Here is a 26,008-nt window from a genome sequence, read left to right as displayed (position 1 = left end):
ATGGTAAGTCGCGCAGACAGGGGACCGCTCGCAGACTGGTTCTGGACCATCGACCGCTTCTTTCTGGCGACGTTCGTCCTGTTGATGGGGATCGGCTTCATGCTGTCGTTTGCCGCATCGCCGGCGGTTGCGGAGCGCATCGGGCTCGAACCGTTCCACTTCGTCAAACGCCACGCGCTGTTCCTTGCGCCGTCGCTGATGGTGATGATCGGCCTGTCGTTTCTGACGCCGCGCCAGGTTCGCCGCGCAGCCGTCATTCTGCTTGTGGCCTCAATCCTGATGATGGTGCTGGCGCTGTTCTTCGGCGTCGAGATCAAGGGCTCGCGCCGCTGGTTCTCGATTGCCGGCCTGTCGATCCAGCCTTCGGAATTCCTGAAGCCGGCCTTCATCGTCGTCTGCGCCTGGCTGTTTGCCGAGCACGCGCGTCAGCCGGAAATTCCCGGCAACCTGTTTGCCATCATCCTGTTTGCCATCGTCGGCGCGCTGCTCGTCGCACAGCCCGACCTTGGCCAGACGATCCTCACCAGCGCCGTCTGGGGCGCGATGTTCTTCATGGCCGGCATGCCGTGGATCTGGATCATCCTGCTTGGCGGCCTCGGCGTCGGCGGTCTGGTGTCGGCCTACTACATCTTTCCGCACGTTGCCGGCCGTATCGACCGCTTCATGACCGGCGAGGGCGATACGTTCCAGGTGGACACCGCCCGCGAGGCGATCATCCGCGGCGACTGGTTTGGCCAGGGACCCGGGGAAGGCGTCGTCAAGCGCATCCTGCCGGACAGCCATACCGACTTCATCTTCTCGGTGGCAGCCGAAGAGTTCGGCATCCTGTTCTGCATGGCGCTGGTGGCGGTGTTCGCCTTCATCGTTGTGCGCGGGCTCAGCCACGCCTACCGCGAACGCAACGACTTCAACCGCTTCGCCGTCGCCGGCCTCGTGCTGCAGATCGGCATCCAGTCAATGATCAATGTCGGCGTCAATCTCGAACTGATGCCGGCCAAGGGCATGACCCTGCCGTTGATCTCGTATGGCGGGTCGTCGATGATTGCCATCGGCGTGACCGCAGGCTTCATCCTGGCGCTGACCCGTCACCGGCCGGAAAAGCGCGCCCAGGAGCGCAGCCTGTTCCGCGTCTCGCACGGCGTGCCGGCAGAATAGGGACCATATGAGCAAGGGACTTATCCTACTTGCCGCCGGGGGAACCGGCGGCCATCTGTTTCCGGCCGAGGCGCTGGGGCACGAGCTGCGCGACCGCGGCTTCTCCGTGCATCTGGTGACCGACAGGCGGGCGGAGAAACTCGCCGGGACATTTCCGGCGGACGAGATCCATGTCGTGCCCTCGGCCACCTTTGGATCCAAAAACCCGGTCGCGGTGCTGCGCGTGCTGCTGACCCTTTGGAAGGGCATGCGGAGCGCCCGGCGGGTGATCCAGCGGGTGAAGCCGCGCGTCGTCGTCGGCTTCGGCGGTTATCCGACGATCCCGCCGCTGCTGGCGTCGACCGGCCTCGGCGTGCCGTCGATGATCCACGAGCAGAACGCGGTGATGGGACGCGCCAACAAGGCACTTGCCTCGCGTGTCCAGGCGATCGCCGGCGGTTTCCTGCCGGTCGCCGGTCCGCATGCGGCACAGATCGTCGAGACCGGCAATCCGGTGCGATCGTCGGTGCTGGTGGCGGCGGAGAAGCCTTATGACACGCCGCTGCCGGGCGGCCCGCTGCGCCTTGTCGTGTTCGGTGGCAGCCAGGGTGCGCGCTTCTTTTCCGAGATGGTGCCTTCGGCAATCGCGCTGCTCGATCCCGCACTGCGCAGCCGCCTGGTGCTGACGCAGCAGGCGCGGCCGGAGGATGAGGCGGCGCTGAAGGCCGAATATGCCAGACTCGGCGCAACGGCCGAAATCGCTCCGTTCTTTTCCGACTTGCCGGTTCGGGTCGCCGATGCCCACCTCGTGCTGTCGCGATCGGGTGCATCGACTGTCCTGGAGTTGGCAGTCGTCGGTCGACCGTCTATCCTGGTTCCGCTGCCGCATTCGCTGGACGACGACCAGGGACATAACGCGCAGATCCTCGTCGAGGCCGGCGCTGCGCTGATGCGGCGACAGCCGACCATCACGCCGGAAAGCCTGGCGGCCGACCTCACCGAATTGTTGTCGGATCCCGGTCGGCTTGCCGACATGGCGGCGGCGGCGAAGGGACGGGCGCGGACCAACGCCACGCAATTGCTCGGCGACATGGTAGAGGCTATGGCGAACGGCAAGACGATTGCAGAATTCAAAGGAGTGAAGGCATGAAGATGCCGAAGGCCATCGGCCTCGTCCATTTCATCGGCATTGGCGGCATCGGCATGAGCGGCATTGCCGAGGTGCTGCACAATCTCGGCCATCGGGTCCAGGGTTCCGACCAGTCGGACGGCGCCAATGTCCAGCGGCTGCGCGACAAGGGTATCCCGGTGTTTGTCGGTCACCAGCCGGAAAACCTCGGCGAGGCCGAAGTCGTCGTCGTGTCGACGGCCATCAAGAAGAACAATCCCGAGCTGGTCGCGGCGCGCGAAAAATCGTTGCCGATCGTACGTCGCGCCGAGATGCTGGCCGAGCTGATGCGCTTCCGCAATGCGATCGCCATCGGCGGCACGCATGGCAAGACGACGACCACCTCGATGGTGGCGACGCTGCTGGAAGCCGGCGGGCTCGACCCTACGGTCATCAACGGCGGCATCATCAATGCCTATGGCACCAACGCGCGCATGGGCGAGGGCGAATGGATGGTGGTGGAGGCCGACGAATCGGACGGTACCTTCCTGAAGCTGCCCGCCGACGTCGCGGTGGTCACCAACATCGATCCGGAGCATCTGGACCACTACGGCAATTTCGATGCGGTGCGGGCCGCCTTCCGGCAGTTCGTCGAGAACGTGCCGTTCTACGGCTTCGGCGTGCTGTGCATCGACCATCCGGAGGTGCAGACGCTCGTCGGGAAGATCGAAGACCGCAAGATCATCACCTACGGCGAGAACCCGCAGGCGGATGCGCGCTTTTCCAATATTCGCATGGAAGGTACGCGTGCCATCTTCGACGTGGAGATCCGTCGCCGGCGCACCGGTCGCGTATTCACCTTCAACGATCTCGCCCTGCCGATGCCGGGTCGCCACAACATTTCCAATGCAACGGCTGCGATCGCTGTCGCCAATCGCCTCGGCATCTCGGAAGAGGCGATCCGCAAGGGTCTCGCCTCGTTCGGCGGCGTCAAGCGTCGCTTCACGCTCACCGGAACCTGGAACGGCGTTTCAGTATTCGACGACTACGGGCACCACCCGGTCGAGATCCGCGCCGTTCTGAGAGCTGCGCGCGAGAGCTGTCAGGGCCGCGTCATCGCGGTTCATCAGCCGCATCGTTACTCGCGCCTGTCCAGCCTGTTCGAGGACTTCGTCACATGCTTCAACGATGCCGACAGCATTGTCCTGGCACCGGTCTATGCGGCCGGCGAAGAGCCGATCGAGGGCATCAACTCCGAAACACTGGTCTCGCGGATCCGCGCCGGCGGCCATCGCGACGCGCGCTACATGGAGAGCCCGGCAGAGCTTGCCGGCATCGTCGCCGGCATCGCCAAGCCGGGCGATTTCGTCGTTCTCCTCGGGGCCGGCAACATCACGCAATGGGCAGCAGCCTTGCCCAAGGAACTTGAAGGCATATCGGGACTAGGTTCATGAAGCAGGTGAATGGGGAAAAGCTGCTGGCCTCTCTGGGCCCGGCCGTCAGTGCATTGCGCGGCCGGCTGACGCCGGATACGCCGATGGAGCGTGTCACCTGGTTCCAGGCCGGCGGTCTGGCTGAACTGATGTTCCAGCCGCACGATGCCGACGACCTTGCAACCTTCCTGAAGCTTCTGCCTGAAGACGTGCCGCTGACGGTAGTCGGCGTCGGTTCTAACCTGCTGGTACGCGACGGCGGCATTCCCGGTGTCGTCCTGCGGCTCTCGGCCAAGGGTTTCGGGCAGTTGGAATTGGTCGGCGAGAACCGCATCATGGCCGGTGCCATCTGCCCGGACAAGCACATCGCCGCGATGGCGATGGACAATGGTGTCGGCGGCTTTGCCTTCTATTACGGCATTCCCGGCTCGATCGGCGGGGCTCTGAAGATGAACGCCGGCGCCAATGGCGGCGAGACCGCGGCGCGCGTCGTCGAGATCCATGCGATGGACCGCAAGGGCGAGCGTCACGTGCTGACCAAGGACGAGATGGGCTACAGCTATCGTCACTCGGCAGCGCCTGCCGACCTGATCTTCACGCATGCCGTCTTCGAGGGCTTTGCGGACGACCGCGCCAAGATCCGCGCCGAGATGGACGCAGTGCGTCATCACCGCGAGACGGTACAGCCGGTCAAGGAAAAGACCGGCGGATCGACGTTCAAGAACCCGGCCGGCCATTCCGCCTGGGAACTGATCGACGAGGCCGGCTGCCGCGGGCTGATGAACGGCGGCGCTCAGATGTCATCCCTGCACTGCAACTTCATGATCAATATCGGCCACGCCACCGGCTACGACCTGGAATATCTCGGCGAGATGGTACGCCAGCGGGTGTTCGAGACCTCGGGGATCAAGCTGGAATGGGAAATCAAGCGGCTCGGCATCTTCATGCCGGGGCGTGAGGTGAAGCCGTTCCAGGGCGTTACGACCGAATAAAACGACGGACAGGTCCGTTCTTGGAGACGTGCGTTTCCTGAACGGACCTGGCTGACAGCAAGCGCCATTCCGAAACTGTCTGGCCAACTTCCCACTGCAATAAAGCAGCACCGTCTGCTTCATGACGGCGCGGACACGCTCAGCGCATGGCGTCCGCGATGCGCAGCAGTGCCGCATAGATGATTTCCGGATCGCTTGGCGCGACCGCGGATCGGGCCAGCATTTCCGCATCTGCGACAATCTCATGAGCCGCCTTCAGAGCTGACCGCCCCGCCGGCGTGAGTTCCGTTTGGCGAATCCGGCCATTCTCCGGATGCGCCATTCGCTCGATGAGGCCGGCTTTCTCGAGCGTCACGATGATCGCCTGCATCGTCTGCGGCGTCACGAAGGCCCGCCGCGCCAGATCGGCATTCGACATGCCGGCACTGACTTCCAACCCGGCAAGCACCGAATATTGCGGCATCGTCAGTCCGACGTCCCGAAGCTGCGTGTCGAGGTGGCCGCGCAGCGCCTGCTGCGCGCGCTTCAGCGCATACCCGATCGAGCGGTAGGTATCGTCCTTCGGCGGATCCATCAGGCTGGACATATCAGGGCCCTTACATTATTAATGTCAGTACCCTGACATTATCGGTTCAGGCTTGAAAAGGATAGACAGCTCATGGCGCGACTCATCGGACCAGACTTCATCGGCATCCAGACGAAGGACCTGGATGCGGCCCGTCGCTTCTACCAGGACGTTGTCGGACTGACGCCGTCGGCGAAAGCGCCTCCGGGTGCTGTCGTCTTTGAAACGCAGCCCATCCCGTTTGCCGTCCGCACGCCGATCGAAGACCTTGACGATACGCAGAAGCTCGGCGTCGGGATCGCGCTCTGGTTCGGCTGCGATGACGCCGACGAACTGCACGCGCATCTGTGCGAGCATAATGTGCGCATCGCTTTCCCGCCAAAGGACGGTCCGTTCGGACGGTACTTCGCCTTCGTCGATCCGTTTGGCTACACGATCACCGCGCATACCGTCTCGGCCTGAGCGAGATCTCGCATGGAGCGTTCCTGGCCTATGCGCCATGAAAAAAGCCCGCGAGGCCAATGGCTTCGCGGGCTTTCCCGTCAGTTTGATTCCGGTGAGGCTCAGACTTCTTCCTTGCCCGACAGCAGGATGCAGGCGAGCGTAATGACTGCCGACAGGCCGAGATAGTAGCCGACATAGGTCATGCCGTAGGTGCCCTGCAGCCACGTCGCGATATAGGGCGCCAGCGAGGCGCCGAAGATGCCGGCGAAGTTGAAGGTGATCGATGCGCCGGTATAGCGCACGGCCGTCGGGAAGGGTGCAGCGAGCGCCGTTCCGATAAGGCCGTAGGTCACGCCCATCAGCGCCATCGAGGCCGCCGAGAAGACGAAGATCATCGTTTCGCCGCTGGTCATCAAGGTCGGCAGAGCGAACGAGAACAGCCCGATCAGTACGGTGACGCCGATCAGCAGCTCACGCCGTCCGACCCGGTCGGCAAGCTTTCCGGCAATCGGGATGAACAGGCCGAAGACGATCGAGCCGAGAAGCTGGACTTCCAGCGCGTCGACGAACGGGATCTTCAGGACCTTGACGTTGTAGGAGAGCAGGTAGGCCGAGCCGATGTAGAAGAGCACGAAGGTGGCGAGCGCCACGAACGTGCCGAGCACCAGGCTGCGCTTGTACTTGCGGAACAGCACCGCGACCGGCACGGCAACGCGCTCATGGCTGTCGATCGCCTTCTGGAAGGCCGGCGTTTCGGTAATCGAGAGGCGGACCCAGAGACCGACGACGATCAGCAGCGTCGACGAGATGAACGGCACGCGCCAGCCCCAGCTGAGCAGCGCCTCCTGGGACATCACGTGCAGCAGCAGCCAGAAGATGCCCGAGGACAGGAAGAGACCGAGCGGCGCGCCGAGCTGCGGGAACATGCCGTACCAGCTGCGCTTGCCCGGAGGCGCATTTTCAGTTGCGAGCAACACGGCTCCGCCCCATTCGCCGCCAAGGCCAAAGCCCTGGCCGAAGCGGCAGACGGCCAGCAGCAGCGGCGCGATCACGCCGATCTGCTCATAGGTCGGCAGAAGGCCGATCACCACCGTCGAGATGCCCATCGTCAGGAGTGCCGCGACAAGCGTCGTCTTGCGGCCGATGCGATCGCCGAAGTGGCCAAACACGATGGCGCCGAAGGGACGGGCGAAGAAGGCGATGGAGAAGGTTGCAAAGGAGGCGAGGAGGGCGGTCGTCGGATCGCTGTTCGGGAAGAAAAGCGTCGGGAAGACCAGCACCGCGGCCGTCGCATAGACATAGAAGTCGAAAAACTCGATCGTCGTGCCGACCAGACTGGCCGTCAGGACTTGTGCAGGTGAATTCTTTGCAACAGGTACCAACGGCTCGGCGGACGACGACACGGTGTGCATCGCTTGGGTCATTTTGTTATCCACTAAGGTTCTAAAGCGGATCTAAAAGAAGGTCCGCGCGCTCCTTAGCGCAATTTTCAGAACGCGCAAACCCTCATTCTGCCTTGTTCGCGGGCGATCCGAGCCGGGCGGAGGGCAGCGTAGCGTGCTGCTACCAGCGTGAAGTTAACGAAAGTAAACGATTCATTAACCATGTCTGCTCTCTAATGAACCTGCGCAGGAATCAGGTTGACGCAAGCGCCGGGGCTTAAGTCCCGTCATTTTCGAGGAGCGTTTCGATGAGTGGCAGGCATGTGGCAGTTCTGATGGGCGGGCTTTCCTCCGAGCGTCCTGTCAGTCTGTCGTCCGGTGCCGCCTGCGCAGAGGCCCTCGAGGCGGAAGGTTTTCGCGTGACGCGGGTCGATGTCGGCCGGGACGTCGCAGCGGTTCTGGCAGACCTGAGGCCTGACGTTGCCTTCAATGCCCTGCACGGACCCTTCGGCGAAGATGGCGCTATCCAGGGCATCCTCGAATATCTGCAGATCCCCTACACGCATTCGGGCGTCCTGGCCTCCGCGCTGGCGATGGACAAGTCGCGCGCGAAGGCAGTTGCGGCCGCTGCCGGGATCCCGGTGGCGCCGGGCCTCGAGCTCGACCGCCACGCGATCGGTGCCGAGCATCCGATGGAGCCGCCATATGTCGTGAAGCCGGTCAGCGAGGGCTCGTCCTTCGGCGTGGTGATCGTCCGGGAAGGGCAGTCGCACCCGCCGCAGGTTCTCGGTTCCGCCGACTGGCGCTACGGAGACCGGGTGATGGTCGAGCGCTATGTCGCCGGCCGCGAACTGACCTGCGGTGTGATGGACAACCAGGCGCTCGGCGTGACCGAGATCGTGCCGCTATCCGGCACCTTCTACGACTATGATGCAAAGTACGCCGCCGGTGGCTCGAAGCATGTCATTCCGGCAGATATTTTACCAAATATTTACCAAAAGATTCAAACACTGGCAGTCAAGGCGCATCAGGCGATGGGGTGTCGGGGGGTGAGTCGTTCGGACTTCCGCTTCGACGACCGGTTCTCCGAGGATGGCGAGCTGATCTGGCTCGAGGTCAACACCCAGCCGGGTATGACTCCCACCTCCCTGGTGCCTGAAATGGCGGCGCATGCCGGCCGTAGCTTTGGTGATCTCGTCCGCTGGATGGTGGAGGACGCTTCGTGTTTGCGCTGATTGGTAAACGTGGGCCTGCCGCCGGCAGCCGCCCGACACATGCTGCAATGGGTTCCGACGAGCGGATGGTTCTGCCGCGCCCGATGCGGCGCGTCGTGCGCTTCTGTGTGTCGCTGGCAACCGGCCGTATTCATGTTCCGGCTCATGCGGGCACGGTTTCCGTATTCGCCATGTTCGGCATCGTCGGCCTCTACGGCATGTCGCTTGGCGGTCACGCAAAGGATGTTGCTCAGGCCACAACTTCAGCTGCCGGCTTTGCCATTGAAAAGGTTATGGTCTCCGGCAATGCCCAGACCTCCGAAATCGATATCCTGCAGCTCCTCGGCCTGGATGGCACGACCTCCCTGGTGTCGATGGACGTCGAGGCCGCACGGCTGAAGCTTTCCGATCTGCCCTGGGTCGAAAGCGCCGAAGTTCGCAAGCTCTATCCGCGCACCATCGAGGTGACGCTGAAGGAGCGCGAGGCGTTCGGCATCTGGCAGCACGGTTCGGAACTGTCGCTGATCGAGAAGGACGGATCGGTCATCGCACCGCTGCGCGACAACAAGTTCGCGTCGCTGCCGCTGTTCGTCGGACGCGACGCCGAGACTGCGGCCGCCGTCTTCGACAAGGAAATGGAAAAGTGGCCGGATATCCGTCACCGGGTCCGCGCCTATGTGCGCGTTGCCGGTCGCCGCTGGGATCTGCATCTGGACAACGGCATCGTCATCAATCTGCCGGAAGAAAAGGTCGACGAGGCGCTTGGCCTTCTGTCGCGTTTCGAGGCCCAGGAGGGTGTGCTGGAGCGTGATATCGCAGGAATAGATCTGCGTCTGGCCGACCGCACGACGGTTCGGCTGACCGCAGGTGCCGCCGAGCGGCGGGGAGAAGCGCTGGCGGCACGTGCCAAGGCGCTCAAGAAGGCGGGAGGCCAGACGTGAGCTTGTTCAGTTCTTCCGGTTTGGGTTTGCCGCGCTTGAAGCCGCTGCCGTCGAAGCGTTCGCATGTGGTGTCGGTGCTGGATATCGGCTCCAGCAAGATCGTCTGCATGATCGGCCGCCTGACGCCGCGCAAGGAAAGCCAGATCCTGCCGGGTCGCACCCATAACGTCGAGGTCATCGGCATCGGTCACCAGCGTTCGCGGGGCGTGAAGTCCGGCGTCATCGCCGATCTTGACGCGGTCGAGAGCGTCGTGCGGCTGGCCGTCGATGCTGCCGAGCGGATGGCGGGTCTTACCGTCGACAGCCTGATCGTCAACGTTTCCGCCGGTCGTCTGACCAGCGACGTCTACACCGCGACCATCGATCTCGGCGGCCAGGAAGTCGAAAGCTCGGATCTGCGCAAGGTGCTGATGGCGGCAAGCCACCAGTCGCTCCGTCAGGATCGCGCCGTGCTGCATTCGCTGCCGACCGGCTTCTCGCTGGATGGCGAGCGCGGCATCCGCGATCCGCTGGCGATGTACGGCGATCTGCTGGGCGTCGACATGCACGTGGTGACCGCCGAGCGGGCGGCGCTGAAGAATATCGAGCTCTGCGTCAACCGCGCTCATCTGTCGGTCGAGGGCATGGTGGCTACGCCTTACGCAAGCGGCCTTGCCGCTCTCGTCGACGACGAGGTCGAACTGGGCTGTGCCGCCATCGACATGGGCGGCGGCACGACGACCATCTCCGTGTTTGCCGAAGGCAAGCTCGTGCACACCGATGCTATCGGCCTTGGCGGCCATCACGTCACCACCGACCTGGCGCGGGGCCTTTCGACCCGTATCGAGGACGCCGAGCGGATGAAGGTGGTTCACGGTTCGGCAATCGCTTCTGCCGCCGACGAGCGCGACCTTATTTCCGTCCCGCCGATCGGCGAAGACGACCGCGACCAACCGACTCAGGTGCCGCGCGCGCTGGTGACCCGGATCGTCCGGGCGCGTCTGGAAGAGACGCTCGAACTGATCCGCGACCGGATCCAGAAGTCCGGGTTCAGCCCGATCGTCGGAAAGCGCGTCGTGCTGACCGGCGGTGCAAGCCAGTTGACCGGCCTGCCGGAAACGGCGCGCCGGATCCTGGCCCGCAACGTTCGAATCGGCCGGCCGATGGGGGTCTCCGGACTGCCGACGGCAGCCAAGGGCCCGGCCTTCTCCACGGCAGTCGGCCTGATGATCTATCCGCAGGTGGCGGAAATGGAAACACATGCCGGGCAGGGCGGTCTCCTGACCGGGTTCGGAACAGGCAATAGCCGCATCGCCCGTGTCGGGCAGTGGCTGAAGGAAAGTTTCTGACGCATTAGCTTCGGGCAAGGGTGTCGGCTTAGGTTTAGAGAATTGGCCAGCTTGGCGAGGCGGCCAGAGAAAGAAGGAACGGTTAAGATGACCATCAATCTGCAAAAGCCGGACATTACCGAGCTGAAGCCTCGGATCACCGTCTTCGGCGTTGGCGGAGGCGGCGGCAACGCCGTCAACAACATGATCACCGCAGGACTGGAAGGCGTCGATTTCGTCGTCGCCAATACCGATGCCCAGGCCCTGACGATGTCGAAGGCCGAACGCATCATCCAGATGGGCGTCCAGGTGACGGAAGGCCTTGGCGCCGGCTCGCAGCCGGAAGTCGGCCGGGCTGCTGCTGAAGAATGCCTCGACGAGATCATGGATCATCTGTCCAGCACCCACATGTGCTTCGTCACCGCCGGCATGGGCGGCGGCACCGGCACTGGCGCGGCTCCGGTCGTTGCCCAGGCAGCACGCTCCAAGGGTATCCTGACCGTCGGCGTCGTCACCAAGCCCTTCCACTTCGAAGGCGGCCGCCGCATGCGTCTGGCCGAAATGGGCATCCAGGAACTGCAGAAGACGGTCGACACGCTGATCGTCATCCCCAACCAGAACCTGTTCCGCATCGCCAACGACAAGACCACGTTTGCCGACGCGTTTGCGATGGCCGACCAGGTTCTCTACTCGGGTGTTGCCTGCATCACCGACCTGATGGTCAAGGAAGGCCTCATCAACCTCGACTTCGCCGACGTTCGTTCGGTGATGCGCGAGATGGGCCGCGCGATGATGGGCACCGGCGAAGCGTCCGGTCAGGGCCGCGCAATGCAGGCTGCGGAAGCAGCAATCGCCAACCCGCTGCTCGACGAAACCTCGATGAAGGGCGCTCAGGGCCTGCTGATCTCGATCACCGGCGGTCGCGACCTGACGCTGTTCGAAGTCGACGAAGCCGCAACCCGCATCCGCGAAGAAGTCGATCCGGACGCCAACATCATCCTCGGCGCGACCTTCGACGAAGCGCTTGAAGGCGTCATCCGCGTTTCCGTCGTCGCCACCGGCATCGACCGCGCAATGGCCGAAAACGACCTGCGTGCAGCCGAAATGCGCGCAGCCCAGAAGCCGCTTATCCGTCCTTCGGCGGCCGTTGCTCCGGCTCCGGCCGCATTCCAGCCTGCAATGGCGCAGGCACCCCGCACCGTCCCGGTTGATCCGGTCGCTGAAACCATCCGTCAGGCAGAAGCCCAGATGGAACGTGAACTCGCCATCCCGGCACCGGCACCGCAGGCTGTCGCACCGGCACCGCAGCCGGTCGCCCAGCAGCCCGCACCGATGCCCGTGCAGGAAGAGTTCCGCCCGCAGAGCCGCCTGTTCCAGGCTGCAGCCCCGGTAGAAACCGTTCAGCAGCGGCCGGCTCCGGCTCCTCAGCCGGCTCCGGTCTATCAGGCAGCACCGGCCTACCAGGCGCCGCAGCCCCAGCAGATGGCTGCACCGCAGCCGGCTCCGCGGATGGCTGCCGTCGAACCTGCGACTCCGATGATCCGTCAGGCGGTCGAGCAGGTCCGCATGCCGAAGGTGGAAGATTTTCCGCCGGTGGTGAAGGCGGAGATGGAACAGCGTACGCAGCCGATGCATCACGCCGCAGAAGAACGCGGTCCGATGGGTCTGCTGAAGCGAATCACCAATTCGCTCGGCCGTCGCGACGAGGACGAAGGCATTTCTGCGGAAATGACCTCGGCACCTGCCGCAGCCTCGCAGCAGCGTCGCCCGCTGTCGCCGGAAGCCAGCCTCTACGCTCCGCGTCGCGGCAATCTCGACGATCACGGTCGCGGTGTTCCATCTTCCTCGCAGCATGAGGATGACCAGCTGGAAATCCCGGCGTTCCTGCGCCGCCAGTCCACCTGACGTTACAGAGTTCGTAATCTTGAAGACCCGGGCATCGTCCCGGGTTTTCTGCATTTAGACAGAGCGTTACCTGAAAGTGTTGAAATCTGAGAACCGTCACGATCGTAACAATTCGAAACGAACAGTGATTTGGATTGAGGCGCCTGCCGCCGTATGTACGAACTACCAAGAGGGTCCGAGAATCGGCGATGCGCCGCAGCGGATCCCAAAAAGGGTTCTGGACCGGTAATGCGGCCCGGCCCGGCAGTAAAAAGGCTAACGTAATGACTATCGGACTTCTGGGTTTTCAAACGACGATCGCTTCGCCGGTTACGCTTTCCGGCATCGGCGTCCATTCGGGTAGCCCGGTTTCGATCACCTTTCAGCCGGCGGAAGCCGGTACTGGCATTATCTTCAGCCGCGGCTTCGCCGATGGCTCGACCGTCGAATACCGCGCCGTATCCTCGCAGGTTGGCAATACCGATCTCTGCACCGTGCTCGGCACGTCGCTGTCTCGTTCGGTCGCAACCATCGAGCACGTGATGGCGGCATTCTACGCGCTGGGCCTCGACAACGTCGTCGTCGACGTCGATGGCGCCGAAATGCCGATCATGGATGGTTCGTCCTTCCCCTTTATCGAGGCCATCGAGCAGGCCGGCGTCGTCAACCTTGGCGAGAAGCGCCGCTACATTCGGGTGCTGAAGCCGGTGCGCATCGATTCGGGTGCGTCGTGGGCCGAGTTCCGCCCGTACGAAGGCACGCGCTTCGAAGTCGAGATCGATTTCGATTCGCCGCTGATCGGCCGCCAGTCCTGGAAGGGCGATCTGACCGCTCAGGTTTTCCGGGATGAACTGTCGCGGGCCCGCACCTTCGGTTTCATGCGCGACGTCGAGCGCCTCTGGGCGGCCGGCTTCGCTCTGGGTTCTTCGCTCGAAAACTCGGTGGTCATCTCGGACGACAACTCGGTCGTCAACGTCGAAGGCCTTCGCTATACCGACGAGTTCGTCCGCCACAAGACGCTTGATGCCGTGGGTGACCTGGCGCTTGCCGGTGCACAGTTCATTGGATGCTACCGTTCCTATCGCGGCGGCCACAAGATGAACGCCAACGCCCTGAAGGCGCTCCTCAACGATCGTACCGCCTATGAAGTGGTCGAGGCACCGGTGCGCAGCCAGCGGGTTCGCGCCCGCGAATTCGTCGCCGTCAGCGCCCCGGAATTCGCACCCTGGGTAGGTTAAAATTTCACAGTCCAGTCCGCCTAGGCCGCCTCCTTGAGGCGGCCTTTCTTTTTGCCGCAAGCCTTGTGCCGGTGCCACAAAAATGCGTCAAAGCACCATCATTGCGTTGCTCTCCCGCTTCTTTTATGGCTAGAACGCCAACCTGGGCGGACGATGTACTATCGCGTGGCAATCGGGAACTGTCGAATGACTGAGACGAAGTCTGTTGGAATGACGAATGCGGCGCGGATCGCAGCAGTTTCACTGTTGATGGTGACCGCCAGCATCGCCGTGACCTCGTGCCAGTCCGATCCGGACGTCGATATCACCAAGCTCGGCCTGGCGACCGATCCGCCGGAGCAGCTCTACAATCAGGGCCTGGCCAACATGAAGGCCGGCAACATCACCGAAGCCAGCCGCAAGTTCGATTCCATCGAAAAGCAGAACCCGTTCACCGAATGGGGCCGCAAGGCGCTGGTGATGAGCACCTATGCCAAGTACCGCCTCGGCAAGAACGATGACGCCATCCAGACCGGCAACCGCTACCTCAAGCAGTATCCGCGCTCTGACGACAGCGCCTATGTCCAGTATCTCGTCGGCCTGTCCTATTCCAAGCAGATCGCCGATGTGACGCAGGACCAGAAGTTTGCCCGCAGCACCATCGACGCGATGCAGAAGGTCGTCACCGACTTTCCGAAGTCGGAATATGTCGAGGACGCGCAGGCAAAGATCCGCTTTGCCCGCGACCAGCTCGCCGGCAAAGAGATGCAGGTCGGCCGCTACTATCTGGAGCGCAAGGAGTACCTTGCCGGGATTTCGCGTTTCCGCGTCGTCGTCGAGCAGTACGGCACGACCAACCAGGTCGAAGAGGCACTCGCCCGGCTGGTCGAGTCCTACTATGCGCTCGGCGTCACGGAAGAGGCGCAGACGGCAGCTGCCGTGCTGGGCCGTAACTATCCCGACAGCCAGTGGTACGCGGACAGCTACAAGCTGCTGAAGGGCGGCGGCCTGGAGCCGCGCGAGAACAGCGGCTCGTGGATCTCTCGTGCCGGGGCCCGACTGCTTGGCTCCTGAATAGGGTTCGCATGCTCATCCAGTTGTCGATCCGCGACATCGTTTTGATCGAGCGGCTGGACCTGTCCTTCGAAAGCGGCCTGTCGGTTCTGACGGGCGAAACCGGGGCGGGCAAATCCATCCTCCTCGACAGCCTGTCGCTGGCGCTCGGCGGCCGCGGCGATGGCGGTCTCGTGCGCCATGGCCTTGAGCGTGGCCAGGTGACGGCTGTGTTCGACGTGCCGGCCAATCATGCTGCGCGCCTGCTGCTGCGCGAGAACGGCCTGGACGATGATGGGGACCTGATCTTCCGGCGCGTGCAATCGGCCGATGGCCGCACCAAGGCTTCGATCAACGACCAGCCGGTCAGCGTGCAGATGATGCGCCAGGCCGGTGTTTTGCTCGTCGAGATCCATGGCCAGCACGATGATCGGGCGCTGGTGGACATCAATGCGCACCGGGCACTTCTCGATGCGTTCACCGGCCTCACCGACGAGGTCGGCCAGGTGTCCACCCTCTACCGTCAATGGCGTGATGCCGACCGGCTGTTGAAGACCCATCGTGCCAAGGTGGAAGCGGCTGCCCGCGAGGCCGATTACCTGCGGGCCTCCGTCGAGGAGCTCGAAGGATTGAGCCCGCGCGACGGCGAGGAAGACGAGCTGGCCGAAGCGCGTGCACGGATGCAGAAGTCCGAGCGCATTGCCGGCGATATTGCCGAGGCGTGCGAATTCCTGAACGGCAATGCCTCGCCTGTGCCGCTCATCGCCTCGCTGGTGCGCCGGCTGGAGCGCAAGAGCCAGGAAGCGCCGGGCCTGCTGGAAGACACGGTGCAGCTGCTCGACGAGGCGCTCAACATCCTGTCCAGCGCGCAAATGGAGGCGGAAGCCGCACTGCGCCGCACAGAGTTCGATCCGCGTGAGTTGGAGCGCGTCGAGGAGCGGCTGTTTGCGCTTCGCGCCGCCGGCCGCAAATACTCGGTTGCCGTCGCCGATCTCCCAGCGCTCGCCGAAAAGATGATCGCTGATCTGGCCGATCTCGATGCCGGCGAGGAACGGCTCGGCCAACTTGAGCAGGCGGCCCAGACAACCAAGGCCGAATTCGATCGCGCCGCACTCGTGCTTTCCGAAAAACGTCATCGTGGCGCCGATGCGCTGGCGCAGGCGGTGATGGCAGAGCTCCCGGCTCTGAAGCTGGAGCGAGCGCGGTTCATGGTCAACGTCTCGGCCGATCCGCAGAATCCCGGCGCCGAGGGCATCGATACGGTCGAGTTCCACGTGCAGACCAATCCGGGAACCCGCCCCGGTCCAATCATGAAGGTCGCCTCGGGCGGTGAACTGTCACGGTTCCTGCTGGCGCTGAAGGTGGCGCTCGCTGATCGCGGCTCGGCACCGACGCTGGTCTTCGACGAGATCGACACGGGCGTCGGAGGCGCTGTGGCGGATGCCATCGGCCAGCGGCTGAAGCGGCTGTCGGACAAGGTACAGGTGCTGTCGGTCACGCATGCGCCGCAGGTGGCGGCGCGCGCCGCCACGCATCTGCTGATCTCCAAGGGGCCGGCCGGCGACGGCTCGGACAAGATCGCCACGCGGGTCGCCACCATGTCGCCGGAACACCGGACGGAAGAGATCGCCCGCATGCTTGCCGGCGCGTCTGTCACCGACGAGGCACGGGCTGCTGCCGTAAGCCTGCTTGCCGGACGCGGCTGAACTTTTAGCGCTCGTCCAGCTCTGCAGGCAGCCGGCACACTCTTTCCATCCCGATAAAAAGCTCTAGAAAACGACTCTGCAGCTCGCGAGGAGTCGATCACCATGGCCGCCGAAAAAACACCCGTCGAAAATCTGACCGAAGACCAGGCGGCGGCGGAGCTGGAGTTTCTGGCAAGCGAGATCGCCCGCCATGATGTGCTCTACCATCAGGGCGACGCGCCGGAGATCCCGGATGCGGATTACGACGCGCTGAAGCGCCGCAACGATGCGATCGAGACGCGCTTTCCGGGCCTGCAGCGCAGCGACAGCCCGACGCTGAGGGTCGGCTCGGCGCCGCTCGCTGCCTTCGCGCAGGTCACCCATGCGCGGCCGATGCTGTCGCTCGACAACACGTTCTCGGATGCCGATGTCGCCGATTTTGTCGGCGCGGTCTATCGCTTCCTTGGCCGTCTTCCGGACGGTTCGATCGCCTTCACTGCCGAGCCGAAGATCGACGGCCTGTCGATGTCAATCCGCTACGAGAACGGTCGCCTGGTCAGTGCTGCGACGCGCGGCGACGGGACGACCGGCGAGAACGTCACTGCCAATATTCGCACCATCAGCGAGATCCCGCAAAAACTTCCGGCCGGCGCTCCGGCAGTGGTCGAGGTGCGCGGCGAGGTCTACATGGCCAAGAGCGCTTTTCTGGAGCTCAACGCGCAGATGGAGGCGGAAGGCCGCCAAACCTACGTCAACCCGCGAAATACGGCGGCCGGTTCGCTGCGCCAGCTCGACCCGAAGGTGACGGCCAGCCGCAAGCTGAAATTCTTCGCCTATGCCTGGGGCGAGATGTCCGACATGCCGGCCGACACCCAGCTGGGCATGGTGGAGAAATTCAAGGAATGGGGCTTTCCGGTCAATCCGCTGATGAAACGGCTGACCTCGGTCGAGGACATCCTGGCGCACTACCACGAGATCGGGCTGCAGCGGCCGGAACTCGACTACGACATCGACGGCGTCGTCTACAAGGTCGACGAACTGGAGCTTCAGCGCCGCCTCGGCTTCCGCTCGCGCTCGCCGCGCTGGGCAACGGCGCACAAGTTCCCCGCCGAGCAGGCGTTCACCACCGTCGAGAACATCGACATCCAGGTGGGGCGCACGGGCGCGCTCACTCCGGTGGCGCGGCTGACGCCGATCACTGTCGGTGGCGTGGTCGTCACCAATGCGACGCTGCACAACGAGGACTACATCAAGGGCATCGGCAATTCCGGCGACCGCATCCGGCCGGAGGATCATGATATCCGCATCGGCGATACGGTGATCGTCCAGCGGGCAGGCGACGTCATTCCGCAGGTGCGGGACGTGGTGATGGAAAAGCGCCCGTCGGATGCCAGCGCTTACGTGTTTCCGAAGAAGTGCCCGGTCTGCGGCAGCCATGCGGTGCGGGAAAAGAACGAGAAGACCGGCAAGCTCGATTCGGTGACCCGATGCACCGGCGGTTTTGTCTGCCGGGCACAGGCGACCGAACACCTCAAGCACTTCGTGTCCCGCAACGCCTACGATATCGAGGGGCTGGGCTCCAAGCAGGTGGACTTCTTCTTCGAGGCCGAGGATCCGGCGCTGCAGATCCGCACGGCGCCCGATATCTTCACGCTGAAGAAGCGCCAGGAGCAGTCGAGCCTGACCAAGCTCGAGAATATCGAGGGTTTCGGCCGGGTCAGCGTCAGGAAGCTGTTCGACGCCATCGACGAGCGGCGCTCGATTGCCCTCAACCGCTTCATCTATGCGCTCGGCATCCGGCATGTAGGGGAAACGACGGCGAAGCTGCTGGCCCGGCACTACGGCACCTACGAGGCCTTCAATCAGTCGATGAAGGAGGCGGCGGATCTTTCCGGAGACGCGTGGACAGACCTCAACAACATCGAGGGCATCGGCGAGATCGTCGCGCGCGCCATCGTCGAGTTCTTCAAGGAACCGCGCAATATCGAGGTGGTGAAGAGCCTGCTGGAGGAAGTGACGCCACAGGCGGCCGAGCCACTTGCTGCATCCGACAGCCCGGTCGCCGGCAAGACCGTGGTGTTCACCGGTGCGCTGGAGAGGTTCACCCGAGACGAGGCCAAGGCACGCGCCGAAAGCCTCGGCGCCAAGGTTGCCGGATCGGTCTCCAAGAAGACCGACATCGTCGTGGCCGGCCCGGGTGCGGGCTCCAAGCTCGCCAAGGCGGCTGAACTTGGCGTCCAGACGATGGACGAGGACGAGTGGCTGGCGCTGATCGGCGGGTGAGGGCTGGCAACGTGGAGCCCACGCTTTGCCGAATCAGTCGCCGATCGATAAAAGCAGCTCCAGAGCTAACCGGGACCTACCCTTGAAAACCATCGCCATCGACTTCGAGACCGCCAATGAGCAGCGCGGCAGTGCCTGCTCGGTGGGGCTCGCGTGGATCGAGGACGGCCGGGTGGTGCGGGTCGAGGAACGGCTGATCCGGCCCCGCGACATGCGGTTCTCGTCGTTCAACATCGCCATCCACGGGATCCGTCCCGAGCACGTCGAGGATGCGGGCGAGTTCCCTGAGGTGATGGACGAGTTCATCGATGATTTCCGCGGCGCGACTATGGTTGCGCACAACGCCTCCTTCGATTTCAGCGTCTGGCGCGCCTGCCTTGACCTCTACCGTCAGGGCTATCCCGAGCTCTCCTATCTCTGCAGCGTCAAGATGGCGAAGAATGTCTGGCCGCACCTGACGTCGCATCGGTTGAACGTGCTTGCGCACCATCTCGGCCTGACATTCGCGCACCACAACTCTGCCGAGGATGCCAAGATCTGCGCTGAGGCGACGCTGGCGATCGCGCGCTCCGTCGGTGCCGCGCATGCGCACGAAATCCCGGCCCGGATCGGCATGACAATGGGACGCCTCTACGCCGGCGGCTACGCCCCGTGCACGCTGCGCATGCGCTGAAGGTTGAGGGCTCCAGACCGACGGTTGGTGATGACGTTGTAAAAAGCGGCCGGCTCCTTATCTCAAGGGCAATCGCTGACCCGGAGAATTTCCATGCGCCTTGCTTCCCTCGCTCTTGCCGCGGCCCTTCCTCTTGCTGCCCTCTGCGGACCCGCGTCCGCCGAAGTCGTCGGCAAGGTAGGCGTCGACTGGATGGGCAACGACATCATCGTCGACGCGCTGAACGATCCGAAGGTGAAGGGCGTAACCTGCCATGTCACCTATTTCGATCGCGGCGTGCTGGACCGGCTGAAGAACGGCAACTGGTTCGAAGATCCGTCGAACAATTCCATTGCCTGCCGCCAGACCGGACCGATCGAGATCGGCGATATCGACATGTCGCAAGACGGCGAGGAAGTGTTTCGCCAGGGCATGTCGCTGATCTTCAAGAAGCTGGTGGTCAACCGCATCTACGACAAGACCAACGACACGCTCATCTACCTGGTCAACTCACGCCAGCTGACCGACGGCTCGGCGAAAATGGCGATCTCCACGGTTCCGCTGTTCAACCAGAGCCCGAAATGGACGAACGGCGCGCCGAACTGAGCGTCGCCGCAGCCAACGATCTTTCTGATCGACACGCATGAAAAAGCCCCGGCGTGAACCGGGGCTTCCTATCGGCACGTTCTAAGGGCTGTCAGGCGGCCTGCGCCAGCTCGTCGGCGATGACGGTGTCGAGGTTGAGGAAGCAGACCATCGTCTTTTCCAGTGCGACGATGCCGCGGCAGAAGGCGCGCTGCGCTTCCGGAATGATCTCCGGCGCCGGCTGCAGGTCCTCGCTCTTGATCGTCATCATGTCGGACACCTGCTCGACCAGCAGGCCGACCAGCTTGCCGGCGATGTCGGTGACGATGATCGCGGCGCGCTCCGACGGTTCGGTCATCTTCATGCCGAGGCGGCAGGCCATGTCGATGACCGGGATGACGGCGCCGCGCAGGTTGATCAGGCCGAGGACGTAAGGCGGCGTATGCGGCATCGGCGTCACCGGGGCCCAGCCGCGGATTTCGCGGATGGCCATGATGTCGATGCAGAATTCCTGATCGCCGAGGTGGAAGGAGACGATCTCGAGATAGGCTCCGGACTGCTTGAGTGCGTTGGTCATGATCGAAACTTTCCCAATCTGCGGTGATGGCTGGAGACGGCGCCGGTAACCCTCTTCATCGCCTGCAGACGTGCGCCATCATGCGCCAGCGGATCACCTTGGTCGGAAAAACTCTCGCAAACAGGGGTTAAACATTCGCTAAGCCGTAGTATGCTTGGCGCACGCAAGCGTCGCCACGCGGAACCGGCATCGATGGAATCCTCTGGAAAGTACCAATCACTACCGTTTTGGCTGATTGGCCTGCTGCTCTTCTCGGCGGTGCTGAGTGCCGCCGTCTACGGCTGGATCCGCAACGGGTCGGCGATCTTCCTGGCAATGTCGGAAAGCCTCGCCTCCTGGTGCATGTGAGGCGGCGCTCCTGTCGCCGTTGCGCCATCGCTCTGGGACAAATCGGCGCGCTCTTGCGCTCTCCGTCGATTTGATTTGAAGCCGCGCATCCGGCAGCCTAAGGCTTGCACGGATCTTTGCCGTCACCCTTGCCGCCCCCAGTTGCCGTCATTTGCTCAGGAGCATTTCCCGATCATGAAAACCGTCCGTACCGTTCTCTGGGTCGCCGTTGCCGTGATGGCCGGGGTGCTCGGATGGCTCACTTACGAGATGACCCGGTCGAAGCAGGATATCGCCGAGGGCCCGTTCGGTGTGCCGTTCCGACTGGTGGCGCAGGATGGCACGCCGATCAGCGAGAAGGCCTTCCAGGCCAAGCCGACGGCGCTGTTCTTCGGCTTTACGCACTGCCCGGAAGTCTGCCCGACGACGCTGTTCGAGCTCAATGCCTGGCTGCACAAGGTCGATCCGGACGGCACCAGGATGAACGCCTATTTCATCTCGGTCGATCCCGAGCGGGATCCGCCGGATGTGCTCGGTCGCTACGTCTCCAATGTCAGCGACCGGATCGTCGGCATTTCGGGCGCGCCGGACAAGGTCGGCGAGATGGTCAAGGGGTTCCGCGTCTACGCCCGCAAGGTGCCGGTCGACGAGAAGGCGCCGAACGGCGACTACACGATGGATCACACGGCATCAGTCTTCCTCCTCGACAATGGCGGCCGGTTCGCCGGCACGATCGCCTATGGCGAAAACGAGGAGACGGCTCTGAAGAAACTCGAGAACCTCGTCAAAGGATGAGCCGCCACGGGCTCGTCGAACTTGATGCGGTAAAAGGTTTTGTGGCATGGCTGCCACCAGCCAACGCAGCCGCAGGAAGAACCGACCTTGAGTGAGATCCGCCTCTACGTCACCGTCACCGAACGGCAATCGGAAGATATCCTGGAACTGCTGACGCTGTGCTTCGGCGAAGAGGATCTCGCCATCGGCACCACCGAGGTCGACGAGAAGGCCGACCGGTGGGAGGCGTCCGTCTACCTGCTGCAGGCGGACGAGGCGGATGTGCACGAGCGGTTTGCCGCCACGATCGCCGAAGGCTATCCGGAGCTTGAGATCCAACGGGAGGTGCTGCCGGATATCGACTGGATCGCCAAATCGCTGGAAGGGTTGAAGCCTGTCCGTGCCGGTCGCTTCCTTGTCCACGGATCGCATGACCGCGACAAGATCCGCAACGGCGACCTGCCGATCGAGATCGATGCCGGCCAGGCGTTCGGCACCGGTCATCACGGCACCACGTCGGGATGCCTGGAAATGATCGCCAAGGTGATGCGCGCGCACCCGCCGCGCAATGCGCTCGATCTCGGCACCGGCAGCGGCGTGCTGGCGATCGCGGTCGCGAAGCTGCGCAAGATCCCGGTGCTGGCGACCGATATCGATCCGGTGGCGGTGCGGGTGGCTGCGGAGAACGTCCGGCTGAACCGCATCGGGCACGGCATCACGCTCGAAACGGCGCCGGGCTTCCATTCCTCGTCGTTCCGCCGCCACGGGCCGTTCGATCTGATCATCGCCAATATTCTCGCCCGGCCGCTGATGCGCATGGCGCCGCAGCTGGCGATGCACCTGTCGCCCGGCGGCGACGTCATCCTGTCGGGCATTCTCGCCAGCCAGCGGTGGAAGGTGATCGCCGCCTATAGCGGTGCCGGTCTGGCGCATGTCGAGACGATCTGGCGCAATGGCTGGGTAACCATCCATCTGCGGCACGCGCGCTGATCACCGGACGGGCGGTTCACCTGGGCGCGGGCAAAAGAAAAGGCGGCACCAGCGGGCCGCCTTGAACGTCTCTTGTCTACCGGCGGACCGTAAGCCGCGCCGCTGCCAATTCTTAGAACAGGTAGCGGGTCGCACCCTTGCGGCGCAGTTCTTCGCGGCTGGTGCCGAGTGCGGCCAGACGCTCGTCGTCGAGATAGAGCAGGGCGCCGTTGACGTAGCGGCTTGCCTGGCGTTCACGCGCCGCAACGACGCGATCGAATGCATTGCGGAAGAAGGAATTTGCCATCGGAGCGATCCTTGTCTCGGGGAGCCAACCATCCGTCGGCTCGATGGGTTGAATATAGTGCCTCTTATTCAGGCTTATCAGAGCCAATGTGGCAGGCGTGCCATGCTCTGGACGCATGTCTCGGGCTGCCCGTCGCGAAGCTGACCGACAACCCGAACGCTTGAGGGTCGGTCAGGGTGCTGGCCTTGCCGCGATTTTTGGCTAACATCGTGCCTTTCCCGGAATCGCTATCGAAAGCCCCTTCATGTTTCAGTCGTTCGACAACACCTCGTCTCCGCAGTTCGGTCCGGCGCGCGTCCAGGCGCTACGCGAACGCTTCGATGCGCTCGGCATCGACGGCTTTCTCGTGCCGCGGGGCGACGAGTTCCAGGGCGAATACGTTCCGGCCTGTGCCGAACGGCTGGCCTGGCTGACCGGATTCACCGGGTCTGCCGGCATGGCGCTGATCCTGCGCAGCCAGGCGATCGTGTTCGTCGACGGGCGCTATACGACGCAGGTCGTTCAGCAGGTGGATGCAGCGACCTTCACGCCCGGCGATCTGGTCGGCGAACCGCCGCATGCCTGGATCGCTAAGCAGGCGCCGAAGGGCCTGCGGCTCGGCCTGGATCCGTGGCTGCACAGCCCGGCCGAACTGAAGCGGCTGACGGTGGCCGTGGAGGAGCGCGGCGGCACGCTCGTGCTGCTCGACGGCAACCCGATCGACGGACTTTGGAGCGACCGTCCGGCCGAGCCGATGGGCGCCATCACCGTTCAGCAGGACAGCCATGCCGGCCGGCCGGCGGCGGAAAAGATCGCCCAGATTGCCGCAGGCCTTGAAGGCAAGGGGCTCGCCGCCGTGCTGATCGCCGATCCGTCCTCCGTCGCCTGGATCTTCAATATCCGCGGTTCCGACGTTCCGCACACGCCGCATCCGCTGGCGCGCGCCATCCTCGCCGCCGATGGCGAAGCGGAACTGTTCGTCGATCCACGCAAGCTGGGCGCGGACGCCAAGGCGCATCTCTCGGCGCTCGCCAGCCTGTCGGCGCCGGCCGATCTGCTGGCGCGCCTGTCGCAGATCGCTGCCGGCGGCGCGAAGATCCAGATCGACGCGGATGCCACCTCGGCGGCGCTCGTCGTCGCCATCGAGGGCGCAGGCGGTGTGGTCGTCGAAGCGACGGATCCGGCCCGCCTGCCGCGGGCTGTGAAGAACGCCGTCGAGTTGCGCGGTTCGGCGGACGCGCATGTGCAGGATGGCGCAGCCATGGTGGCGTTCCTGCATTGGCTCGACAGCCAGCAGCCGGGCAGCATCACCGAGATTGTCGCGGTAAAGGCTCTCGAAGGTTTTCGGACCGGCACCGGGGAAAGCCTGCAGAACCCGCTCAAGGATATCTCCTTCGATACGATTTCCGGTGCCGGCGAGCATGGCGCCGTCATTCACTACCGGGTGACGACCGACACAGACCGGCCGGTGCGCGACGGCGAGCTGTTCCTCGTCGATTCGGGCGCGCAGTACGTCAATGGCACGACCGACATCACTCGGACGGTAGCGGTCGGTTCGGTCCCGGAGGAGCAGAAGCGCTTCTTCACGCTGGTCCTGAAGGGGATGATCGCCATTTCCGCCGCACGCTTCCCGAAAGGGACGCGGGGCTGCGATCTTGATCCGCTGGCGCGCATCGCCCTGTGGAAGGCCGGCGCCGACTACGCGCATGGCACCGGCCACGGCGTCGGATCCTACCTGTCGGTCCATGAAGGACCGCAGCGCATCGCCCGTCTGTCGACGCAGGAGCTGCTGCCCGGCATGATCCTCTCCAACGAGCCCGGCTACTATCGCCCCGGCTCGTTCGGCATTCGCATCGAAAACCTCATCTACATCACCGAGCTCGATGCGATCGATGGCGGCGACATGCCGATGATGGGCTTCGAGACGCTGACCTGGTGCCCGATCGACCGCCGGCTGATTGTCAAGGATCTGCTGACGGCAGACGAGCTGTCTTGGATCGACGGCTATCACCGGACGGTGCGCGAGAAGCTGACGCCGATGATTTCCGAACCGGAGGTGCGCGACTGGCTGGACCGGGCGACGGCGGAACTCTGAGGCGCAGCCTTCAGAGTTTGCCCTGTCACACGAGAACCAGGTGGCGAAGCAGCATTGCTACTCCCCAGCCTGTCGCCAGAAGCGGCAGACCTGGATGGCGAAGGCCAACCAGAAGCGCCGCCAGCATGGCGATCTTCACGTCCCAGCCGCCATCGAAGAAGGATGGTGCCACCAGGGTCGTCAGCACGGCGGCGGGCACGGCATTCAGAGCGGTTTCCATGCGCGGCGGAATGCTGCGCATGGAACTGATCAGCCAGAAGCCGCCGATACGCGTCAGATAGGTCGCGAGCCCGGCCGCGAGGATGACCAGCGTCAGTTGAAGATCGCTCACAGGCCTGGCTCCTCAGTCGCGGCGGCAGCCGGCACGTCGCGGTGAAGCAGGACGGCTGCGATCACGCCGGCAAGTGCCCCGGCGCTGACGTGCCACGGCGAGCCGATGGTGTGCATGGCGACAATGGATGCCACGGCGCTCACCGGCACCACGATCGAAAACAACGGGCGGCGACGGAAGCCGAGCACCAGGCCAAGGAAGTAGACCGGCAACAGCACGTCGATGGCCAGTGCCGCAGGGTCGCCAATCATTTCGCCAAACAGCGCGCCGATGCCGGAGCTTCCTACCCACAGCGCATAGACGATGGTCGCCATGCCAAAATACCAGCTTGGCTCGACGCGTCCGTGGCCATCGACACGCTTGGCCGATTCGGCAAATTGCGGATCGGTGAGAAAGAAAAAGGCGAGCGCCCGGGTGAGCGAATGATAGCTGCGCAAGTGCGGCGCGATGGCTGCCGAATACAGGACATGGCGAAAGTTCACGGCAAACACCGACAGCACGATCAGCCAGGCCGGCACGTGGCTGCCGAACATCTGCACGCCGACCAGCTGGCTGGCGCCGCCGAAGATCACCGCGCTCATCATCGTCGCGTGCAACGGCGTGATGCCGCCGTCAACGGCAATGGCGCCGAAGATCAGCCCGAACGGCATGGTCGAGAAGCCGATGACAAGGCCCGTCTTGGCGCCCTGCCAGAAGAAGTTTTGCTGCATGCTGTCGCCCCCTGATGGGCAAGACTTAGGACCTTTCGCATGGCGATGGAAGCCGCCTCC

25 protein-coding genes are annotated in these 26,008 nt (G+C 63.8%); 19 read left to right on the top strand and 6 right to left on the bottom strand.

Annotation, left to right across the window (positions count from 1 at the left end; translation table 11 throughout):
- From ftsW to murB, 4 genes are read left to right on the top strand one after another with little or no spacing between them, the layout of a single operon-like run.
- Positions 1–1,155, top strand: a complete 1,155-nt coding sequence (gene ftsW / locus AAIH46_RS02720) for a putative lipid II flippase FtsW (RefSeq protein ID WP_430303995.1) — start codon at positions 1–3, stop codon at positions 1,153–1,155.
- A 7-nt stretch (positions 1,156–1,162) separates the two neighbouring features.
- Positions 1,163–2,284, top strand: coding sequence for an undecaprenyldiphospho-muramoylpentapeptide beta-N-acetylglucosaminyltransferase (murG, locus tag AAIH46_RS02715; RefSeq protein ID WP_430303994.1), 1,122 nt, complete (start codon positions 1,163–1,165; stop codon positions 2,282–2,284).
- Complete coding sequence (gene murC, locus AAIH46_RS02710; protein WP_430303993.1) at positions 2,281–3,696, top strand: UDP-N-acetylmuramate--L-alanine ligase; 1,416 nt, start codon at positions 2,281–2,283, stop codon at positions 3,694–3,696. The genes murG and murC overlap by 4 nt, the downstream gene beginning before the upstream one ends.
- Positions 3,693–4,667 (top strand): UDP-N-acetylmuramate dehydrogenase, encoded by a 975-nt coding sequence (gene murB / locus AAIH46_RS02705; RefSeq protein ID WP_430303992.1) that lies wholly within the window; start codon positions 3,693–3,695, stop codon positions 4,665–4,667. Before murC ends, murB begins: the two co-directional genes overlap by 4 nt.
- A 139-nt stretch (positions 4,668–4,806) precedes the next feature.
- Here the strand turns inward: murB and AAIH46_RS02700 are convergent, their stop codons facing one another.
- Positions 4,807–5,253 carry a MarR family winged helix-turn-helix transcriptional regulator gene (locus AAIH46_RS02700; protein ID WP_430303991.1) on the bottom strand — a complete coding sequence of 149 codons (447 nt, stop codon included), beginning with the start codon at positions 5,251–5,253 and terminating at the stop codon, positions 4,807–4,809.
- A 72-nt stretch (positions 5,254–5,325) separates the two neighbouring features.
- On the opposite strand from AAIH46_RS02700, the gene AAIH46_RS02695 reads away from it, so the two are divergent.
- Positions 5,326–5,694: a VOC family protein gene (locus AAIH46_RS02695; RefSeq protein ID WP_430303990.1), complete on the top strand. Its 369-nt coding sequence runs from the start codon at positions 5,326–5,328 to the stop codon at positions 5,692–5,694.
- A gap of 101 nt (positions 5,695–5,795) precedes the next feature.
- Here the strand turns inward: AAIH46_RS02695 and AAIH46_RS02690 are convergent, their stop codons facing one another.
- A complete protein-coding gene (locus AAIH46_RS02690; protein WP_430303987.1) occupies positions 5,796–7,100 on the bottom strand; it encodes an MFS transporter in 1,305 nt (434 codons plus the stop codon).
- Positions 7,101–7,366: 266 nt separating this feature from the next.
- On the opposite strand from AAIH46_RS02690, the gene AAIH46_RS02685 reads away from it, so the two are divergent.
- From AAIH46_RS02685 to AAIH46_RS02640, 10 genes are all read left to right on the top strand, one after another.
- Positions 7,367–8,293: a D-alanine--D-alanine ligase gene (locus tag AAIH46_RS02685; RefSeq protein ID WP_430303986.1), complete on the top strand. Its 927-nt coding sequence runs from the start codon at positions 7,367–7,369 to the stop codon at positions 8,291–8,293.
- Positions 8,281–9,213 (top strand): cell division protein FtsQ/DivIB, encoded by a 933-nt coding sequence (locus tag AAIH46_RS02680; protein ID WP_430303985.1) that lies wholly within the window; start codon positions 8,281–8,283, stop codon positions 9,211–9,213. Before AAIH46_RS02685 ends, AAIH46_RS02680 begins: the two co-directional genes overlap by 13 nt.
- The gene (ftsA, locus tag AAIH46_RS02675) at positions 9,210–10,541 is read left to right on the top strand and encodes a cell division protein FtsA (RefSeq protein ID WP_430303983.1); all 1,332 of its coding nucleotides are present in this window, start codon (positions 9,210–9,212) and stop codon (positions 10,539–10,541) included. Before AAIH46_RS02680 ends, ftsA begins: the two co-directional genes overlap by 4 nt.
- Positions 10,542–10,628: 87 nt before the next feature.
- Positions 10,629–12,425: a cell division protein FtsZ gene (ftsZ, locus tag AAIH46_RS02670; RefSeq protein WP_430303981.1), complete on the top strand. Its 1,797-nt coding sequence runs from the start codon at positions 10,629–10,631 to the stop codon at positions 12,423–12,425.
- 263 nt (positions 12,426–12,688) lie between these two features.
- Positions 12,689–13,642 (top strand): UDP-3-O-acyl-N-acetylglucosamine deacetylase, encoded by a 954-nt coding sequence (gene lpxC / locus AAIH46_RS02665; RefSeq protein WP_430303980.1) that lies wholly within the window; start codon positions 12,689–12,691, stop codon positions 13,640–13,642.
- Positions 13,643–13,828: 186 nt separating this feature from the next.
- A complete protein-coding gene (locus tag AAIH46_RS02660) occupies positions 13,829–14,695 on the top strand; it encodes an outer membrane protein assembly factor BamD (RefSeq protein ID WP_430303978.1) in 867 nt (288 codons plus the stop codon).
- 11 nt (positions 14,696–14,706) lie between these two features.
- Positions 14,707–16,380, top strand: coding sequence for a DNA repair protein RecN (gene recN / locus AAIH46_RS02655; protein WP_430303977.1), 1,674 nt, complete (start codon positions 14,707–14,709; stop codon positions 16,378–16,380).
- Positions 16,381–16,482: 102 nt separating this feature from the next.
- Positions 16,483–18,642, top strand: a complete 2,160-nt coding sequence (ligA, locus tag AAIH46_RS02650) for an NAD-dependent DNA ligase LigA (RefSeq protein WP_430303976.1) — start codon at positions 16,483–16,485, stop codon at positions 18,640–18,642.
- Positions 18,643–18,724: 82 nt separating this feature from the next.
- Positions 18,725–19,315, top strand: a complete 591-nt coding sequence (locus AAIH46_RS02645; RefSeq protein WP_430303975.1) for a 3'-5' exonuclease — start codon at positions 18,725–18,727, stop codon at positions 19,313–19,315.
- 93 nt (positions 19,316–19,408) lie between these two features.
- On the top strand, positions 19,409–19,900 hold the full coding sequence (locus tag AAIH46_RS02640) for a CreA family protein (RefSeq protein ID WP_430303974.1): 492 nt from the start codon (positions 19,409–19,411) through the stop codon (positions 19,898–19,900).
- A 91-nt stretch (positions 19,901–19,991) separates the two neighbouring features.
- Here the strand turns inward: AAIH46_RS02640 and AAIH46_RS02635 are convergent, their stop codons facing one another.
- Entirely contained in the window at positions 19,992–20,456 is a 465-nt protein-coding gene (locus AAIH46_RS02635; protein ID WP_430303973.1) for a chemotaxis protein CheW, read from the bottom strand.
- A 192-nt stretch (positions 20,457–20,648) separates the two neighbouring features.
- Here AAIH46_RS02635 and AAIH46_RS02630 point away from each other — a divergent pair, with 192 nt between their 5' ends.
- The 3 genes from AAIH46_RS02630 (at position 20,649) to AAIH46_RS02620 (ending at position 22,547) form a co-directional block, all read left to right on the top strand.
- Positions 20,649–20,804, top strand: a complete 156-nt coding sequence (locus AAIH46_RS02630) for a hypothetical protein (RefSeq protein ID WP_430303972.1) — start codon at positions 20,649–20,651, stop codon at positions 20,802–20,804.
- A gap of 174 nt (positions 20,805–20,978) precedes the next feature.
- Complete coding sequence (locus tag AAIH46_RS02625; RefSeq protein WP_430303971.1) at positions 20,979–21,578, top strand: SCO family protein; 600 nt, start codon at positions 20,979–20,981, stop codon at positions 21,576–21,578.
- An 87-nt stretch (positions 21,579–21,665) separates the two neighbouring features.
- A complete protein-coding gene (locus tag AAIH46_RS02620; protein ID WP_430303970.1) occupies positions 21,666–22,547 on the top strand; it encodes a 50S ribosomal protein L11 methyltransferase in 882 nt (293 codons plus the stop codon).
- 112 nt (positions 22,548–22,659) lie between these two features.
- Here the strand turns inward: AAIH46_RS02620 and AAIH46_RS02615 are convergent, their stop codons facing one another.
- Positions 22,660–22,833: a hypothetical protein gene (locus AAIH46_RS02615; RefSeq protein ID WP_430303969.1), complete on the bottom strand. Its 174-nt coding sequence runs from the start codon at positions 22,831–22,833 to the stop codon at positions 22,660–22,662.
- 244 nt (positions 22,834–23,077) lie between these two features.
- Between AAIH46_RS02615 and AAIH46_RS02610 the strand changes: the two genes are divergently transcribed.
- On the top strand, positions 23,078–24,907 hold the full coding sequence (locus AAIH46_RS02610; RefSeq protein ID WP_430303968.1) for an aminopeptidase P family protein: 1,830 nt from the start codon (positions 23,078–23,080) through the stop codon (positions 24,905–24,907).
- Between the two features lie 25 nt (positions 24,908–24,932).
- Here the strand turns inward: AAIH46_RS02610 and AAIH46_RS02605 are convergent, their stop codons facing one another.
- Positions 24,933–25,238, bottom strand: coding sequence for an AzlD family protein (locus tag AAIH46_RS02605; RefSeq protein WP_430303966.1), 306 nt, complete (start codon positions 25,236–25,238; stop codon positions 24,933–24,935).
- Positions 25,235–25,948, bottom strand: a complete 714-nt coding sequence (locus AAIH46_RS02600; protein ID WP_430303965.1) for an AzlC family ABC transporter permease — start codon at positions 25,946–25,948, stop codon at positions 25,235–25,237. Before AAIH46_RS02600 ends, AAIH46_RS02605 begins: the two co-directional genes overlap by 4 nt.
- Between the last annotated feature and the right edge of the window lie 60 nt (positions 25,949–26,008).

It is taken from the genome of Rhizobium sp. 0TCS1.26, assembly GCF_050455525.1.
Classification (GTDB): Bacteria; Pseudomonadota; Alphaproteobacteria; order Rhizobiales; family Rhizobiaceae; genus Neorhizobium.
The sequence above is the reverse complement of the archived record's forward strand: the minus strand, read 5'-3'. Positions and strand labels throughout refer to the sequence as shown.

Bases quoted from the DNA above. Each gene is read 5' to 3' on its own strand.
- ftsW (WP_430303995.1), top strand. From the start codon at position 1: ATGGTAAGTCGCGCAGACAGGGGACCGCTCGCAGACTGGTTCTGGACC.
- murG (WP_430303994.1), top strand. From the start codon at position 1,163: ATGAGCAAGGGACTTATCCTACTTGCCGCCGGGGGAACCGGCGGCCAT.
- murC (WP_430303993.1), top strand. From the start codon at position 2,281: ATGAAGATGCCGAAGGCCATCGGCCTCGTCCATTTCATCGGCATTGGC.
- murB (WP_430303992.1), top strand. From the start codon at position 3,693: ATGAAGCAGGTGAATGGGGAAAAGCTGCTGGCCTCTCTGGGCCCGGCC.
- AAIH46_RS02700 (WP_430303991.1), bottom strand. From the start codon at position 5,253: ATGTCCAGCCTGATGGATCCGCCGAAGGACGATACCTACCGCTCGATC.
- AAIH46_RS02695 (WP_430303990.1), top strand. From the start codon at position 5,326: ATGGCGCGACTCATCGGACCAGACTTCATCGGCATCCAGACGAAGGAC.
- AAIH46_RS02690 (WP_430303987.1), bottom strand. From the start codon at position 7,100: ATGACCCAAGCGATGCACACCGTGTCGTCGTCCGCCGAGCCGTTGGTA.
- AAIH46_RS02685 (WP_430303986.1), top strand. From the start codon at position 7,367: ATGAGTGGCAGGCATGTGGCAGTTCTGATGGGCGGGCTTTCCTCCGAG.
- ftsZ (WP_430303981.1), top strand. From the start codon at position 10,629: ATGACCATCAATCTGCAAAAGCCGGACATTACCGAGCTGAAGCCTCGG.
- lpxC (WP_430303980.1), top strand. From the start codon at position 12,689: ATGACTATCGGACTTCTGGGTTTTCAAACGACGATCGCTTCGCCGGTT.
- AAIH46_RS02660 (WP_430303978.1), top strand. From the start codon at position 13,829: ATGACTGAGACGAAGTCTGTTGGAATGACGAATGCGGCGCGGATCGCA.
- recN (WP_430303977.1), top strand. From the start codon at position 14,707: ATGCTCATCCAGTTGTCGATCCGCGACATCGTTTTGATCGAGCGGCTG.
- ligA (WP_430303976.1), top strand. From the start codon at position 16,483: ATGGCCGCCGAAAAAACACCCGTCGAAAATCTGACCGAAGACCAGGCG.
- AAIH46_RS02640 (WP_430303974.1), top strand. From the start codon at position 19,409: ATGCGCCTTGCTTCCCTCGCTCTTGCCGCGGCCCTTCCTCTTGCTGCC.
- AAIH46_RS02635 (WP_430303973.1), bottom strand. From the start codon at position 20,456: ATGACCAACGCACTCAAGCAGTCCGGAGCCTATCTCGAGATCGTCTCC.
- AAIH46_RS02630 (WP_430303972.1), top strand. From the start codon at position 20,649: ATGGAATCCTCTGGAAAGTACCAATCACTACCGTTTTGGCTGATTGGC.
- AAIH46_RS02625 (WP_430303971.1), top strand. From the start codon at position 20,979: ATGAAAACCGTCCGTACCGTTCTCTGGGTCGCCGTTGCCGTGATGGCC.
- AAIH46_RS02615 (WP_430303969.1), bottom strand. From the start codon at position 22,833: ATGGCAAATTCCTTCTTCCGCAATGCATTCGATCGCGTCGTTGCGGCG.
- AAIH46_RS02610 (WP_430303968.1), top strand. From the start codon at position 23,078: ATGTTTCAGTCGTTCGACAACACCTCGTCTCCGCAGTTCGGTCCGGCG.
- AAIH46_RS02600 (WP_430303965.1), bottom strand. From the start codon at position 25,948: ATGCAGCAAAACTTCTTCTGGCAGGGCGCCAAGACGGGCCTTGTCATC.